The organism is Burkholderia sp. MS389, assembly GCF_016899425.1.
Classification (GTDB): Bacteria; Pseudomonadota; Gammaproteobacteria; order Burkholderiales; family Burkholderiaceae; genus Burkholderia; species Burkholderia sola.
The window spans coordinates 1,528,929-1,543,795 of record NZ_CP045994.1; the positions used below are offsets into that span (position 1 = coordinate 1,528,929).

Consider the following 14,867-nt stretch of genomic DNA (forward strand, 5'->3'; position numbering starts at 1 on the left):
CGAAACAAGATTGGAGACACTGAAATGGGCAACCTGAACCCGGTCGCGGATGCGCAGACCATGACCCTCAAGTCGCGGCATGCGAAGTGGCCGCCCGAACTGAGCATCTTCCTCGTGCTGGTCGGCATCAGCCTGTTCTTCGAGATCGTCGGCTGGGTCGTCGTCGGCCAGAGCTTCCTTTTCAATGCCGAGCGGCTCGAGATCATCGTGCTGCAGATGGCCGTGATCGGCATCATCGCGGTCGGCGTGAACCTCGTGATCATCACCAGCGGGATCGACCTGTCGTCGGGGTCGGTCGTCGCGGCGGCCGCCGTCGTATCGGCGAGCCTCGCGCAGGTGTCCGACTTCCCGCGCGCGGTGTTTCCGCACCTCACCGACCTGCCGATCATCTGGCCGGTGCTGGCCGGCGTGTGCGTCGGGCTGCTGGTCGGCCTGCTGAACGGCACGCTGATCGCGATGACGGGCATCCCGCCGTTCATCGCGACGCTCGGCACGATGGTCGCCGCGCGCGGCTTCGCGAAGTGGTTCACCAACGGGATGCCGGTGTCGATGCTGACCGACCCGTTCGCGGCGATCGGCGCGGGCGCCAACCCGGTGATCATCTTCGTCGTGATCGCCGCGATCTTCCACGTCGTGCTGCGCTACACGCGCTTCGGCAAGTACACCTATGCGATCGGCGCGAACCGCCATGCGGCCGTCGTGTCGGGCATCAACGTCACGCGGCACCTGATCTTCGTCTATGCGATCGCGGGCCTGTTGAGCGGCATCGCGGGGACCGTGACCGCCGCGCGTGCGATCTCCGGCCAGTCGGGCATGGGCGTGATGTACGAGCTCGATGCGATCGCGGCCGTCGTGATCGGCGGCACGTCGCTGTCGGGCGGCCTCGGCCGCGTGACGGGCACCGTGATCGGCGTGTTGATCCTCGGCGTGATGACGTCGGGCTTCACGTTCATTCGCATCGACGCGTATTACCAGGAGATGGTGAAGGGCGCGATCATCGTCGCGGCCGTGATCGCCGACCAGTACCGCAACAAGAAGTCGCGCCGCTGATCGATTCCACCGCTGCCGAAATCACGAAACTGCCCGGGAAGACGATGAAGATCGCGCTGGACCCCTACATGATTCGCCACCTGCCGCTCGACCGGCTGCCGCACGCGGTGGCCGAGCTCGGCTACGACCAGATCGAGCTGTCGCCGCGCGGCGACTTTCTCGACTGGTGGGTGATGCCGCGCGCGACCCGTGAGCGGATGGCCGCGTTCCGCCACGCGATGCGCGCGAGCGGCGTCGGTCTCGCGTCGCTGCAACCGATGTACCGCTGGGCGAGCCCGTTCGACGACGAGCGGCAATGGGCCGTGCGCTGCTGGAAGAAGGCGATCGAGGTGGCGGTCGAGATGGAGTGTCCGCTGATGGTGTCCGAGTTCGGGCGCGGCGCGTCGCCGGAGCGCTCGGTCGGCGAGCGGCCGGGCGCGAACCCTCAGGCGCTGTGCGAGGCCGCGTGGTTTCGGTCGATGGACGTGCTGCTGCCGATCCTCGAGCGCGAGCGCATCGTGCTGTCGGTCGAGCCGCATCCGGAGGACTGGATCGAGCAGTTGCAGCCTGCGATCGACATCGTCACGAACCTCGGTTCGCCGTCGCTGAAGCTGTCGTATATCGCGCCGCATACGTTCTACTACGGCGACGACATGGCCGCGATGATTGCGGCCGCCGCGCCGATCCTCGCGCACGTGCGCGTGGCCGATACCTTCGACCACCGCAAGAGCAGCCAGCTGCGCTACATCGTGAACCCGCCCGGCTCGAACCAGATCCGCGTGCACCAGCATCTCGACATCGGGCAGGGCGAGATCGACTGGGACGTGTTTTTCCGCGCACTCGGCGCCGCCGGCTTCGACGGCGTGCTGTCGTCGTGCGTGTTCGCGTGGGAGGATCGCGCGGAAGCGTCGTCGCGCTATATGCGCGACGCGATCCAGCGCTACGTCGATCGCCATTTCGATCGCGCGGCGCGTTGACCGATGACCGATTGTTGACCGGCGCGGCATGGGCCGCGCCGCTGATGAACGAACGAATGGAGAGAACTGCATGACCTTGCAAATCGGCGTGATCGGCTGCGGCGCGATCGGCCAGGACCACATCCGCAGACTGACCCGCACGCTGTCCGGTGCGCGCGTCGTGGCCGTCAACGACATCGATCCGCAGCAGGCGCGCGACGCGGTGACGAAGTACGGGCTCGACGCCGAGATCTACGGCGACGGCCACGAAGTGGTCGCGGCCGCCGACGTGCAGGCCGTGCTCGTCACGTCGTGGGGGCCGACCCACGAAGCGTTCGTGCTCGACGCGATCGCGCACGGCAAGCCGGTGTTCTGCGAGAAGCCGCTGGCCGTCACGGCCGACGGCTGCATGCGGATCGTCGAAGCCGAAGTCGCGCACGGCAAGCGGCTCGTGCAGGTCGGCTTCATGCGCCCGTACGACGAAGGCTATCGCGCGCTCAAGCGCGTGATCGACAGCGGCCAGATCGGCGCGCCGCTGATGCTGCATTGCGCGCACCGCAACCAGTCGGTCGGCGAGCGCTACACGACCGACATGGCGATCACCGACACGCTGATCCACGAACTCGACGTGCTGCGCTGGCTGCTCGGCGAGGATTACACGAGCGCGCAGGTCGTCTATCCGAAGAAGACGCGCCATGCGGGCGCGCATCTCGCCGATCCGCAGATCGTGCTGCTCGAAACCGCGAGCGGCGTGCGCATCGACGTCGAGATCTTCGTGAACTGCCAGTACGGCTACGACATCCAGTGCGAGGTGGTCGGCGAGCAGGGCATCGCGAAGCTGCCCGATCCGCCGGCCGTCGGGCTCAAGCATGCGGCGCGGCAGTCGGTCGAGATCATGACCGACTGGAAGGAGCGCTTCATCGCGTCGTACGACGTCGAGCTGCAGGCATTCATCGACGGCGTGCGGCAGGGCGCGCTCACTGGCCCGTCCGCATGGGACGGCTACGCGGCGGCGGTCGGGGCCGACGCGTGCGTGCGGGCGCAGCAGAGCGGCGCGGTCGAGCCGATCGCGATGGCCGACCGTCCCGCGTTCTATCGCGGCTGACCCGCGGCCGTTCGCCGCCTGCTTGCCGGACCGACCGACATGACGATGAAGATTGGCTGCGCGCCGTGCTGCTGGGGCGTCGACGACGTGAAGAACCCGCATCTGCCGCCATGGCGGCACGTGCTGGCCGAGGCCGCGCAGGCCGGCTACTCGGGCATCGAGCTCGGGCCGTACGGCTACATCCCGCTCGACCTCGACGTGGTGAGCGCCGAACTTGAGCGACAGCGCCTGAGCATCACGGCCGGCACGATCTTCGACGATCTCGTGTCGCCGGAGAAACTGCCGAACCTGCTGCGCCAGACCCGCGACATCTGCGCGCTGATTACGCGGCTGCCGAAGCTGCCGACGCAGGACGGCCAGCGCTACGCGGCGCCGTACCTGGTCGTGATGGACTGGGGCCACGAGGAGCGCGATTACGCGGCCGGCCACGGCGATCGCGCGCCGCGGCTGTCCGACGCGCGCTGGGCGCGGATGGTCGGCCATATCCGGCAGATCGCGACGATCGCGCGCGACGAGTTCGGCGTGCGCGCGGTGATCCATCCGCATGCGGGCGGGTACATCGAGTTCGCGGACGAGATCGACCGGATCGTCGCCGATATTCCGGCCGACACGGCGGGCCTGTGCCTCGACACCGGCCACCTGCATTACTCGGGCATGGACCCCGAAACGTGGTTGCGCCGCCACGCAGCGCGGCTCGACTACGTGCATTTCAAGGATATCGACGCGGCCGTGTACGACGCGGTGATGGGCGAGCACATCGCGTTTTTCGCGGCTTGCGCGCGCGGCGTGATGTGCCCGATCGGCACCGGCGTGCTCGACTACCCGGCGATCCGCCACGCGCTCGCCGACATCGGCTACGCCGGCACCATCACGATCGAACAGGAACGCGACCCGCGCAACGCCGGCACGAGCCTGCGCGACGTCGCCGCGAGCCGCGCGTTTCTCGCGTCGGCCGGTTTTGCATGACCCTCTGAACCCGCACCAGGAACACCATCATGATTGACGGACAGATTCTGCTTGGACATTCGATTCGCTGGGGCATGGTCGGCGGCGGGCTCGGCAGCCAGATCGGCTACAGCCACCGGTCGGCCGCGCTGCGCGACGGCAGCTTCCAGCTGGTTGCGGGCGCATTCGATATCGATCCCGAACGCGGCCGGCAGTTCGGCGTGAAGCTCGGCGTCGCGGCCGAGCGCTGCTATCCCGACTACGCGGCGATGTTCGACGCGGAGGCGCGGCGGCCGGACGGCATCCGCGCGGTATCGATCGCGACGCCGAACAACACGCACTTCGAGATCTGCCGCGCCGCGCTGAACGCGGGGCTGCACGTGGTCTGCGAGAAGCCGCTGTGCTTCACGACCGAGGAAGCCGAGGCGCTGCAGCGGCTGTCGGTCGAGAAGAACCGGATCGTCGGCGTCGCGTACGGTTATTCCGGACACCAGATGATCGAGCAGGCGCGCGAGATGATCGCGCGCGGCGACCTCGGCGAGATCCGCATCGTGCAGATGCAGTTCGCGCACGGCTTTCACAGCGAGGGCGTCGAGGCCGCGAGCGCGGCCGCGCGCTGGCGCGTCGATCCGAAGTTCGCGGGCCCGAGCTACGTGCTCGGCGACATCGGCACGCATCCGCTGTATATCTCCGAGGTGATGGCGCCGGAACTGAAGATCAAGCGGCTGATGTGTTCGCGGCAGAGTTTCGTGAAGAGCCGCGCGCCGCTCGAGGACAACGCGTTCACGATCATGGAATACGACACCGGCGCGATCGGCTACGTGTGGTCGAGCGCGGTGAACGCCGGCTCGATGCACGGGCAGAAGGTGCGCGTGATCGGTTCGAAGGCGAGCATCGAATGGTGGGATGAACACCCGAACCAGTTGCGCTACGAAGTCCAGGGGCAGCCGGCACAGGTGCTCGATCGCGGAATGCCGTACCTGCATCCGCACGCATTGCGCGAGGACCGCATCGGCGCCGGGCATCCGGAAGGGCTGTTCGACGCATGGTCGAATCTCTACGCGCGCTTCGCGCTCGCGATGGACGCGGCCGATCGCGGCGACGCCGCGGCGGTGAAGGCGATCCGTATTCCGGACGTGCACGCGGGCGTCGAAGGCGTGCGCTGGGTCGAGAACTGCGTGCGTTCGGCCGACGCGGGCGGCGTGTGGGTCGACTATCGCTGAACGGAGGCGGGCCGGCTGCGCCGCGCTTCGTCGCGACGGCCGGCCTCGGTACACACCCTGATCTTTACGCCGCCGCGAACGCGTTGGACAATCGCTCCCAGTCTTGCCGTGGAGCGTATGCAAGCGATGATCGAGCGCGTGGGAGCGAGCAGGCGGCGCGGGCCGTGCCGCAAACGTGATTAAATTCGCCCTTCATGCATGTATCCAGTCGAGCCCCGGGCCGCGCCGGCCAGCCACGCGCGCGCACCGGGGCCGTCAACTTCGCGCTATCCGATGAGTTCATCCGAGAAACCTCCCGCCACCGTCGAGGCGTTCCTGCAGCACCTGACGCAGGAGTACGACGGCCTCAGCAATCGCCTGAAGGTGATCGCGCGCCACGTGGAAACGCATCGGGACCAGCTTGGGCTGGAGGGCATCCAGTCGCTCGCGGAAGCCTGCGGCGTCCAGCCGTCGGCCGTCGTGCGCTTCGCGAAGCACTTCGGCTTCTCCGGGTTCTCCGAGATGCAGCGGCTGTTCCGCGAAGGGCTCGCGCAGCAGATCGCGCCGGGCCGTGCGTACAACCTGCGCGTGCGCGACGTGATCGAATCGGGTTCGTCGAGCCTGCAACCCGAACAGATCGCCGACGAATTCATCAAGGGCAGCATTGCCGGGATGCAGCAGTTGCGGCAGACGCTCGACTCGCAGGCGCTCGCGCAGGCGGTCGACCTGCTCGCCGATACGCAGGCGATCTGGATCGCCGGGTCGCGGCGCGCGTTTCCGATCGCCGTGTATCTGGACTATGCGCTGCAGCACACCGACAAGCGCATCGGGCTGTTCAGCGCGCTCGGCAGCATGCATCTCGGGCAGATCCGATCGGTGCGCGAAGGCGACGTGATGATCGTGATCTCGTTCATGCCGTACGCGGACGAGACGGTACAGGTCGCGCAGCAGGCCGCGCAGCGCGGTGCGCGGCTGATCGCGATCACCGACAGCCGGATGAGCCCGCTCGCGCGGGAGGCGGAAGTGACGCTGATGGTGCAGGACAGCGCGACGTTCGGCTTTCGCGCGCTGACGGCGACGATGGGCCTTGCGCAGAGCCTGTTCGTCGCGCTCGCGTACCGGCTCGAGCTGTCGTACCTGCCGACCGCCGACGGCGCGCACGGCACGAAGGCCGGTTGATCTCGGCTACCGGTGCGCCGCCCGCCGAACGGATCGACGGGCGGCGCACCGGCCGGCTTACTTCGCGGTCGGCATCGCGAATTCGGCGCCCTTGCCGATGCTCGACGACCAGCGCTGCATCACAGACTTCTGGCGCGTGTAGAAGCGCACGCCTTCCTCGCCGTACGCGTGCATGTCGCCGAACAGGCTCTTCTTCCAGCCGCCGAAGCCGTGCCATGCCATCGGTACCGGGATCGGCACGTTGATGCCGACCATCCCGACCTGGATGCGCCGCGCGAATTCGCGCGCGATCCCGCCGTCGCTCGTGAAGCACGACACGCCGTTGCCGAACTCGTGCGCATTGATCAGGTCGACCGCTTCGCCGAAATCCTTCACGCGCACGCAGCCGAGCACCGGCCCGAAGATTTCTTCCTTGTAGATCCGCATGTCGGGCGTGACGTGATCGAACAGCGTGCCGCCGGTGAAGAAGCCGGCCTCGCGGCCCGGCACGCGCAGCCCGCGGCCGTCGACCACCAGTTGCGCGCCTTCGTTCACGCCTTGCTCGATATAGCCTTCGATGCGCTTGAGCGCTTCGCCGGTGACGATCGGGCCCATCTCGACTTCCGGCGACATCCCGTCGCCGATCACCAGCTTGCGCGCGCGCTCGGCGACCGCCGGCACGATCCTGTCGGCCACGTCGCCGACCAGTACCGCGATGCTGATCGCCATGCAGCGCTCGCCGGCCGAGCCGTACGCGGCGCCAATCAGCGCATCGACCGCCTGCTCGATGTTCGCGTCGGGCATCACGACGAGATGGTTCTTCGCGCCGCCCAGCGCTTGCACGCGCTTGCCCGACTGCACCGCGCGCTGCTGCACGTAGGCCGCGATCGGCGTCGAGCCGACGAAGCTGACGGCCTGCACGTCCGGGTGGTCGAGCAGCGCATCGACCGCGCCCTTGTCGCCCTGCACGACGTTGAACACGCCGGCCGGGAGGCCGGCCTGCGTGAGCAGGTCGGCGATGAACAGCGCGGCCGACGGGTCGCGCTCGCTCGGCTTCAGCACGAACGTGTTGCCCGTCGCGATCGCGACCGGGAACATCCAGCACGGCACCATGCACGGGAAGTTGAACGGCGTGATGCCCGCGACGACGCCGAGCGGCTGGCGCATCGTCCAGTTGTCGATGCCGGTGCTGACCTGGTCGGTGAAGTCGCCCTTCAGCAGTTGCGGCACGCCGCACGCGAATTCGACGATGTCGATGCCGCGCGCGACTTCGCCCTGCGCGTCGGAGAACACCTTGCCGTGCTCGGCCGTGATGATCGCAGCCAGCGTGTCGCGGTGCTCGTTCATCAGTTGCAGGAAGCGGTGCAGCACGCGCGCGCGGCGGATCGGCGGCGTCGCGGCCCAGTCCGGGAACGCGGCGTGGGCGGACGCGACGGCCCGCTCGACTTCGTCGTTGCCGGCGAGCGCGACGCGGCGCACCGCGCGGCCGAGCGACGGGTTGAGCACGTCCTGGAAGCGGCCGCTGCGGCCGGCGACGGGCGCGCCGTCGATGTAGTGGCCGACGTCGGCGTCGGACGTATACGCGGGAACCGTGGTCATGCGTGTCTCCTGGGAGTAGGGGGGGAACGGAACCAAGTCTAGGCAAAGCGGCGGGGCGGGAGAAGACCGCGCAGCTTGATTCACTGTTCAGAATTCTGAATAATCACTGGATGAATCAGCAAAATGTCCAGGCGCTCTGGCCGCATATCCATTCGCTGACGGTGCTGGCCGCGGCCGGCAGTTTCACGGCCGCCGCGCAGCGGCTCGGCATCAGCAAGGCCGCGATGAGCCAGCGCATCGCCGATCTCGAAAAGGCGGCCGGCGTGCCGCTCGTGCGCCGCACCACGCGCAGCGTGCGGCTCACCGATGCGGGCCAGACGCTCGTCGACAGCACGCGCGATGCGTTCGAGTCGATCGGCCAGCATTTCGCGCGCGTGAAGGATCTCGCCGGCGAGCCGCGCGGGCTGCTGCGCCTGACGGTGCCGGTCGCGCTCGGGCGCCAGCAGGTCGTGCCGCACCTGCCCGATTTCCTGCGCCAGCATCCGGGCGTGCAGATCGAGCTCGACCTGTCGGACCGCCTGCATTCGCTGACGCAGGAGGGCTTCGATCTCGCGATCCGCCATACGACCACCGCGCCGCAGACCCACGTCGCGTGGAAGCTGTGCGACACGCGTTCGCTGCTGGTCGCGAGCCGCGACTATCTCGACGCGCGCGGCGCGCCGCGCCACCCGAGCGAGCTCGTCGATCACAGCTGCCTGTGCTATCTGCGCGAGCACGAGCCGGCCGCGTGGAGCTTCGAGCCGGACGGCCGCCGCCGCGAGCGCGTGAGCGTGCCGGTGCGCGGCAGTTTCGCGGCGAACAACAGCGAGGCGATGCGCGAGGCCGCGCTCGGCGGGCTCGGCATCGCGCTGCTGCCCGATTTCAGCGCGCGGCGCGATCTCGACGCCGGCCGGCTCGTCGCGCTGCTCGACGGCTGGCGGCCGTCGGGCGCGTTCGGCGACCACATTTTCGCGATCCGCCCGTACAGCCCGGTCGTCCCGAGTGCGGTGCGCGCGCTCGTGCGGCACCTGCGCGAACGGCTCGCGGGCGGCTTCTCCGGCGCGTGAGCCGGGTGCCGGCGGGCGCCTGGCCGTGGGCGGCCCGGGCAAGCGCGGCGGCGCTGCGGTAAAATCGCCGCTTCCTCCCGCGCCACGTATGGCGCGTCATTCGAAGGTCGACAGCCGATGCAGATTCACAAGGAAGTGGACGCGCGCGGGCTCAATTGCCCGTTGCCGATCCTGCGTGCCAAGAAAGCGCTTGCCGATATGGAAAGCGGGCAGATCCTCAAGGTGCTCGCGACCGATCCGGGCTCGCAGCGCGATTTCGCCGCGTTCGCGAAGCAGACGGGCAACGAGATCGTCGAATCGACGACCCAGGACAAGACCTTCGTATTCCTGATGCGCCGCCGCTGAAGGCGCGCATCACGTGTCCCGCCGCGCCGGGCGCCTCGCCGGCTGTCCCTGGCCCGGTGCCCTTGCCCAGGCTCCTGTTCCATTGGAAAGCGCTGGCCACACTTCTCTGACAATTCTTAAACCTCGTTGCGCGACCGGCTGCGTATACTGACCCGGCCGGTCGTCCGCTCCCAGCGGAGGCGCCGGCCACGGTACGTCGCACGGCGGGCTCGGGGGCCATGCCTGACGCTACCGTCGTACAACGGGGAGAGGACATGTCCTTCAGACCAGGGACCCTTCGAAGTCCGTCCGGAGCGGAAAGCATCGCGCCCGTGCGCACCTCGGAATTGAGCCGGATCGAGCTCGATCCGCAACAGGACCGCCACGCGCGTGCCGCGCTGGAGGCCTATGCGGATTCGGCCGCGGCCGAGATGCCGTGGCTGGCCGAATGGCTGGACGAACGGCTGCGCGACGCCGCGCGGGACGACGGCGCGGGCCCGACCTACTGCGGTGCGACGATCGAACGCGTGTTCGATCTGGCGCAGGCATGGGCGGCGGGCCAGCCCGACTACGCGGCCGGCGCGTGGGAGCGCGTGCGCGACCAGTTGCAGCGGATGCTGGGGCAGCCCGTGCTGGGGCAGCCCGTGCTGGGGCAGCCCGTGCTGGCGCAACCGCCGTTGCCGCAGCGGCCGTCGCCGCGCATGCCGACGGATGATTTCGCCGAGCCGGTGGCCGGCATCGCGGGCGCCGAATAGGCGTCCGGTTGCGCAAGAGAAAGGATTATTCGAAGAAAGGGCGATAGTCCGCGCAATTTCTTGGCGAATTTCATACTACTATGATGAAATCGCCGGTTCGTCCGTGCCCCGTTTTTGAGATATTTAGCCGGGGTCGCCGGCTTGCGCAGGAGGCGCGAGCGGCGAACGACGGCTCGCCGGCCGGTATCCGGACGCCGCGCACAGGTGGCGCGGCCGGGGCAGGCGCGGGAGCCGAGTGGACGAGTCGACTTCGATTTGCGGGGTGCTATGAGAATTGCTGTACTGGATGACGATCCGGCCCAGACGGATTTCGTCAGTCAAACGCTGACGGCCGTCGGCCATACGTGCTATGCGTTCAAGGAAGGCAAGGCCCTGAAGAAGCGCCTGCAGCGCGAGACGTTCGACCTGCTGGTGCTCGACTGGAACGTGCCCGACATGTCCGGCGAGGAAGTGCTCAAGTGGGTGCGGGCGAACCAGACCGAGCACAGCCTGCCGATCATCTTCATGACGAGCCGCGACGACGAGGCGGGAATCACGCAGATCCTCAACGCCGGCGCCGACGATTACGTGGTCAAGCCCGTGTCGGGCCCGATCCTGCGCGCACGTATCGGTTCGCTGCTGCGCCGCGCGTATCCGGTCAATGCCGAGGCCACCGTCCGCGAGTTCGACCAGTTCCGTTTCGACGTGAACCTGAAGCAGGCGTACGTCGGCGACAAGGCCGTGAGTCTCACGCAAAAGGAATTCGAGCTCGCGCTGCTGCTGTTCCAGCATCTCGACCGGCCGCTGTCGCGCGCGCACATTCTCGACCTCGTATGGAAGCAGGCGACCGACATTCCGTCGCGCACGATGGATACGCACATTTCGATGCTGCGCACCAAGCTCGGCCTGCGGCCCGAAAACGGCTACCGTCTCGCGCCGATCTACGGATACGGCTACCGGCTCGAACGGGTCGGCCAGGGGGAACCGGAGTGACCGCGCGCATCACGCGGCGCACGGCGGGCCTGTGCACGGCGGCGCTGCGCGCGGCCTGCGCGGTCGCATTCGCGTTCGCAGCGCAGCAGGCCGCGGCGCAGCCGCCCGCCGCCGCGGGCAAGACGGTCGTCTATCGCACGCAGGCGGGCGACACGCTGTACGACGTCGCCGCGCGCTACCTGCAGGGCGTGGACGACTGGCAACTGCTCCAGCAGATCAACGGCGTGCCGGCGCCGAAGCGCCTGCAGCCCGGCATCGCGCTGAAGCTGCCGGTCGCGCGCCTGCGCAAGGAAAAGCTCACCGCACGCGTGATCGCGGTGCAGGGCACGGCCGAGCGCGCGTCCGGCGCCGCCTTCGCGCCGCTCGCGAACGATGCGACGCTCGCCGAAGGCGACCGCGTGCGTACCGGTCCGAACGGCTTCGTGACGATCGAGCTGACCGACGGCACGCACATGAGCCTGCCGCCCGACAGCCAGCTCGACCTGAAGTCGCTGCGCCGCACGGTGCTGACCGGCACGCTCGATCGCGAGTTCGAACTCACGCGCGGCTCGGTCGACAGCGAAGTCACCCACCTGAAGAAACGCGACGACCGCTTCCAGATCCGCTCGCCGTCGGTCGTCGCCGGCGTGCGCGGCACGCGCTTTCGCGTGAACTACGACGCGGCCGGCACGGCGTCGACGCGCGTCGAAGTGCTCGACGGCACCGTCGGCGTCGCGGGCGGCCGCAAGCCGGCCGGCGCGACGCTCGTGCATGCGAACTTCGGCAGCGTCGCGACGTCGTCGGGTGCGGTCGGCGCGCCGATCGCGCTGCTGGGCGCACCCGCGCTCGAGCATCCCGACAAGGTGCAGGACGAGCCCGGCGTCGCGTTCGACATCGCGCCGCTCGAGCAAGCGCATGCGTACCGCGTGCAGCTCGCGCACGATGCGGGGCTGATGGACCTGTTCCGCGAGACACGCACCGATTCGCCGCGCGCGGTGTTCCGCGACGTGCCGAACGGCAACTACTTCGTGCGGATCGCCGCGATCGATGCGAACGGCCTCGAGGGGCTGCCGCGCACCTATGCGTTCGAACGCCGCGTGATGGGGCTCGACGCGAGCGCGTCGCCGGGCGCCGGCGGTTACGAGTTCCGCTGGTCGCCGAACGGGGCGGGCAAGAACGCGCGTTACCGGTTCGTGCTGTCGCGCTCGAAGGACCTGAGCGCGCCGGTCGTCGATCAGGTCGGCCTGCACGCGCGCCAGATCACCGTCGCGCACCTGCCGCCGGGCGACTATTTCTGGGCGGTGACCGTCGAGGAATTCGAAGGCGGCAAGTTCTACGAGAAGACCAGTCCGGTCAGCGCGTTCACGTTGTCGCGCTGACCCGCGGCGCATGAAACCCGATTCCGTTTCCACACGGCGGCACCTCGGCCGCCGCTTCCTGATCGAATGGATCGCGATCGGCTGCCTCGGGGTCGCGGTGATCCTCGCGTGCGCGCTCGGCCGCCTGTCGTCGAGCGTCGACGGGCTGATCTACGACCGGCTGCTGATGCTGCGCAGCCTGCCGCTGTCGCCCGACGTGGTGGTCGTCGACATCGACAACCAGAGCGTGTCCGCGCTCGGCCGCTGGCCGTGGCCGCGCGACGTGCATGCGCGGCTGCTCGACACGCTCGCGCGCGCGCAGCCGGCCGCCGTCGTCTACGACGTGCTGTTTACCGAACCGTCGCCCGAGGATCGCGCGTTCGCGGACGCGATGAGCCGCGTGCCGACCTTCCTGCCGGTGCTGCTGAGCCCCGAGCAGGCGGACGGCACGCGTTCCGTCGATCCGCCGGTCGCCGCGCTCGCGGCGCGCGCGACGGGGCTCGGCCATATCAATCTCGAAGTCGATCGCGACGGCATCGTGCGCAGCGTCGCGCTGTTCGAAAGCGACGGCCGCGTGCGCTGGCCGCAATTGATGGTGCCCGTCTATCGTGCGATCCAGGCCGGCCGGCTGCATCCGGTCGGCGGCGTGCCCGGCGCGAACGCGCACGACCTGTCGCGCGATGCGGCGGGCGACGGCCGCTACCTGATTCCGTTCAGCCGCAACACGCCCGCGTATCCGACGCTGTCGTTCGACGACGTGCTCGAAGGGCGCGTGAAGCCCGACGCGCTGCGCGGCAAGATCGTCGTCGTCGGCGTGACGGCGTCCGGGCTGTACGATCGCTTCGCGACGCCGGTGTCCGGCGAATTCGGCCCGCTCGCCGGCGTGTACATCCATGCGAACGTGCTCGACATGCTGGCGACCGGCAGTGCGATCTCGCCCGCGTCGCCCCTGGGGCTGTTCGTCGCGTCGCTGCTGCCGCTCGCCGTGTTGCTGGGCGGCTTCCTGATGCTGTCGCCGTGGCGTGCGCTGCTGCTGACGCTGAGCCTCGCCGCGCTCGCCGTCGTCGCGAGCCTGGCGCTGCTGTTTGAGGCGCGCATCTGGCTGACGCCGGCGCCCGCGATCTTCGGGCTGATCGCCGTCTACCCGATCTGGAACTGGCGGCGGCTGGAAATGACGATGTCGTACCTGCGCCGCGAGCTGCAGAAGCTCGCCGACGAGCCGCACCTGCTGCCCGAGGCGCCGCGTACGCGCAGCGTCGGCGGCGACGTGCTGGAGCGGCAGATGGCGCTGATGGCGCAGGCCGCGCAGCGCGTGCAGGATATGAAACGCTTCGTGTGGGACAGCCTCGACAGTATGCCCGAGCCGATCTTCGTGACCGATCTCGCCGGCACCGTGCTGATCGCGAACCACGCGGCGAAACGCTACGGGTCGCGGCTCGCGCTGCCGCTGCCGGAAGGGCGGCCGCTGCGCACGGCGCTCGGCGAGCTGACGTTCATGAAGACCGTCGACGGCAACGCCGAGCACGACGCGGCGATCCGCGAGCGCTGGCCGGCCGCGCTCGACCCGACGCTCGAGGCCGAGCACGACGCGATGGCGCGCGGTATCGAGGTGCGCGATCGCGACGGGCTCGACCATCTGCTACGCTACGCGGCGTGTACGAACGCGCAAGGGCGCGTGACGGGCTGGATCGCCGGCCTCGTCGACGTGACCGAGCTGCACGCGGCCGAACGGCATCGCGAGGAAGCGCTGCACCTGCTGTCGCACGACATGCGCTCGCCGCAGTCATCGATTCTCGCGCTGGTCGAGATCGAGCGCGACCGCGTCGACAGCGACGCGATGCGCGGGTTGCTCGCGCGGATCGAGCGCTATGCGCACCGCGCGCTGTCGCTCGCCGACGAGTTCGTGCAACTGGCGCGCGCGGAGTCGCAGGCGTACCAGCTCGAGGTGACGAGCCTCGTTGACGTGCTGATCGACGCGAGCGACGAGGTGTGGCCGCAGGCGCAGGCGAAGCACATCCGCGTCGAGACCGACGTGGGCGCCGACATGTGCTGGGTGCGCGCGGACCGCTCGCTGATCACGCGCGCATTCGTGAACCTGCTGAACAACGCGGTCAAATACAGTCCGTCCGACACGGTGATCACGTGTACGCTGACGGTCGAGCACGCATCGAAGCGGATGTTCTGTACGATTCGCGATCAGGGATACGGCATTGCGCCGGAAGATCAGCGGCATCTGTTCGAGCGTTTCAAGCGATTCCATGCCGGCGAGCGGCCCGAAATCTCGGGCTCCGGGCTCGGCATGGCATTCGTGAAGACGGTCGTCACGCGCCATGGGGGCAGCGTGTCGGTCGACAGCGAAGTGGGTGTCGGCACCGCGGTGACGGTGTCGCTGCCCGCGATCGACGAGCCGTCCGCCTGACAGGGCCGGGCGCGACGGCA

The 14,867-nt window shown here is 68.8% G+C and carries 13 protein-coding genes; 12 read left to right on the forward strand and 1 reads right to left on the reverse strand.

Annotation, left to right across the window (positions count from 1 at the left end):
- The first annotated feature begins 24 nt into the window (after positions 1-24).
- From GJG85_RS07125 to GJG85_RS07150, 6 genes are all read left to right on the forward strand, one after another.
- Positions 25-1,050, forward strand: coding sequence for an ABC transporter permease (locus tag GJG85_RS07125; RefSeq protein ID WP_050017580.1), 1,026 nt, complete (start codon positions 25-27; stop codon positions 1,048-1,050).
- Positions 1,051-1,094: 44 nt separating this feature from the next.
- Positions 1,095-2,006 (forward strand): sugar phosphate isomerase/epimerase, encoded by a 912-nt coding sequence (locus GJG85_RS07130; protein WP_050017577.1) that lies wholly within the window; start codon positions 1,095-1,097, stop codon positions 2,004-2,006.
- 70 nt (positions 2,007-2,076) lie between these two features.
- Complete coding sequence (locus GJG85_RS07135; RefSeq protein ID WP_124631708.1) at positions 2,077-3,090, forward strand: Gfo/Idh/MocA family oxidoreductase; 1,014 nt, start codon at positions 2,077-2,079, stop codon at positions 3,088-3,090.
- 39 nt (positions 3,091-3,129) lie between these two features.
- Positions 3,130-4,056, forward strand: a complete 927-nt coding sequence (locus GJG85_RS07140; protein WP_124631709.1) for a TIM barrel protein — start codon at positions 3,130-3,132, stop codon at positions 4,054-4,056.
- A gap of 29 nt (positions 4,057-4,085) precedes the next feature.
- Positions 4,086-5,258, forward strand: coding sequence for a Gfo/Idh/MocA family oxidoreductase (locus GJG85_RS07145; protein WP_124631710.1), 1,173 nt, complete (start codon positions 4,086-4,088; stop codon positions 5,256-5,258).
- A gap of 273 nt (positions 5,259-5,531) precedes the next feature.
- On the forward strand, positions 5,532-6,416 hold the full coding sequence (locus GJG85_RS07150; protein ID WP_050017572.1) for a MurR/RpiR family transcriptional regulator: 885 nt from the start codon (positions 5,532-5,534) through the stop codon (positions 6,414-6,416).
- Between the two features lie 57 nt (positions 6,417-6,473).
- Here GJG85_RS07150 and GJG85_RS07155 read toward each other — a convergent pair whose 3' ends face one another.
- The gene (locus GJG85_RS07155) at positions 6,474-7,994 is read right to left on the reverse strand and encodes a CoA-acylating methylmalonate-semialdehyde dehydrogenase (protein WP_050017570.1); all 1,521 of its coding nucleotides are present in this window, start codon (positions 7,992-7,994) and stop codon (positions 6,474-6,476) included.
- Between the two features lie 110 nt (positions 7,995-8,104).
- On the opposite strand from GJG85_RS07155, the gene GJG85_RS07160 reads away from it, so the two are divergent.
- The 6 genes from GJG85_RS07160 to GJG85_RS07185 all read left to right on the forward strand — a co-directional run bounded on the left by GJG85_RS07160 (position 8,105) and on the right by GJG85_RS07185 (position 14,847).
- The gene (locus tag GJG85_RS07160) at positions 8,105-9,040 is read left to right on the forward strand and encodes a LysR family transcriptional regulator (protein ID WP_050017569.1); all 936 of its coding nucleotides are present in this window, start codon (positions 8,105-8,107) and stop codon (positions 9,038-9,040) included.
- Positions 9,041-9,157: 117 nt separating this feature from the next.
- Positions 9,158-9,385, forward strand: coding sequence for a sulfurtransferase TusA family protein (locus tag GJG85_RS07165; protein WP_006402122.1), 228 nt, complete (start codon positions 9,158-9,160; stop codon positions 9,383-9,385).
- A gap of 254 nt (positions 9,386-9,639) precedes the next feature.
- Positions 9,640-10,119, forward strand: coding sequence for a peptidase (locus tag GJG85_RS07170; RefSeq protein WP_204383810.1), 480 nt, complete (start codon positions 9,640-9,642; stop codon positions 10,117-10,119).
- Between the two features lie 267 nt (positions 10,120-10,386).
- Positions 10,387-11,091 carry a response regulator transcription factor gene (locus tag GJG85_RS07175; protein ID WP_006490421.1) on the forward strand — a complete coding sequence of 235 codons (705 nt, stop codon included), beginning with the start codon at positions 10,387-10,389 and terminating at the stop codon, positions 11,089-11,091.
- A complete protein-coding gene (locus tag GJG85_RS07180; RefSeq protein ID WP_050017565.1) occupies positions 11,088-12,449 on the forward strand; it encodes a FecR domain-containing protein in 1,362 nt (453 codons plus the stop codon). Before GJG85_RS07175 ends, GJG85_RS07180 begins: the two co-directional genes overlap by 4 nt.
- 10 nt (positions 12,450-12,459) lie before the next feature.
- Positions 12,460-14,847, forward strand: coding sequence for a CHASE2 domain-containing protein (locus GJG85_RS07185; RefSeq protein WP_050017564.1), 2,388 nt, complete (start codon positions 12,460-12,462; stop codon positions 14,845-14,847).
- The last annotated feature ends 20 nt before the right edge of the window (positions 14,848-14,867 follow it).

Excerpts from the sequence above, each read along its gene's own strand:
- GJG85_RS07125 (WP_050017580.1), top strand. The coding sequence starts at position 25 with ATGGGCAACCTGAACCCGGTCGCGGATGCGCAGACCATGACCCTCAAG.
- GJG85_RS07130 (WP_050017577.1), top strand. The coding sequence starts at position 1,095 with ATGAAGATCGCGCTGGACCCCTACATGATTCGCCACCTGCCGCTCGAC.
- GJG85_RS07135 (WP_124631708.1), top strand. The coding sequence starts at position 2,077 with ATGACCTTGCAAATCGGCGTGATCGGCTGCGGCGCGATCGGCCAGGAC.
- GJG85_RS07140 (WP_124631709.1), top strand. The coding sequence starts at position 3,130 with ATGACGATGAAGATTGGCTGCGCGCCGTGCTGCTGGGGCGTCGACGAC.
- GJG85_RS07145 (WP_124631710.1), top strand. The coding sequence starts at position 4,086 with ATGATTGACGGACAGATTCTGCTTGGACATTCGATTCGCTGGGGCATG.
- GJG85_RS07150 (WP_050017572.1), top strand. The coding sequence starts at position 5,532 with ATGAGTTCATCCGAGAAACCTCCCGCCACCGTCGAGGCGTTCCTGCAG.
- GJG85_RS07155 (WP_050017570.1), bottom strand. The coding sequence starts at position 7,994 with ATGACCACGGTTCCCGCGTATACGTCCGACGCCGACGTCGGCCACTAC.
- GJG85_RS07160 (WP_050017569.1), top strand. The coding sequence starts at position 8,105 with ATGAATCAGCAAAATGTCCAGGCGCTCTGGCCGCATATCCATTCGCTG.
- GJG85_RS07165 (WP_006402122.1), top strand. The coding sequence starts at position 9,158 with ATGCAGATTCACAAGGAAGTGGACGCGCGCGGGCTCAATTGCCCGTTG.
- GJG85_RS07170 (WP_204383810.1), top strand. The coding sequence starts at position 9,640 with ATGTCCTTCAGACCAGGGACCCTTCGAAGTCCGTCCGGAGCGGAAAGC.
- GJG85_RS07175 (WP_006490421.1), top strand. The coding sequence starts at position 10,387 with ATGAGAATTGCTGTACTGGATGACGATCCGGCCCAGACGGATTTCGTC.
- GJG85_RS07185 (WP_050017564.1), top strand. The coding sequence starts at position 12,460 with ATGAAACCCGATTCCGTTTCCACACGGCGGCACCTCGGCCGCCGCTTC.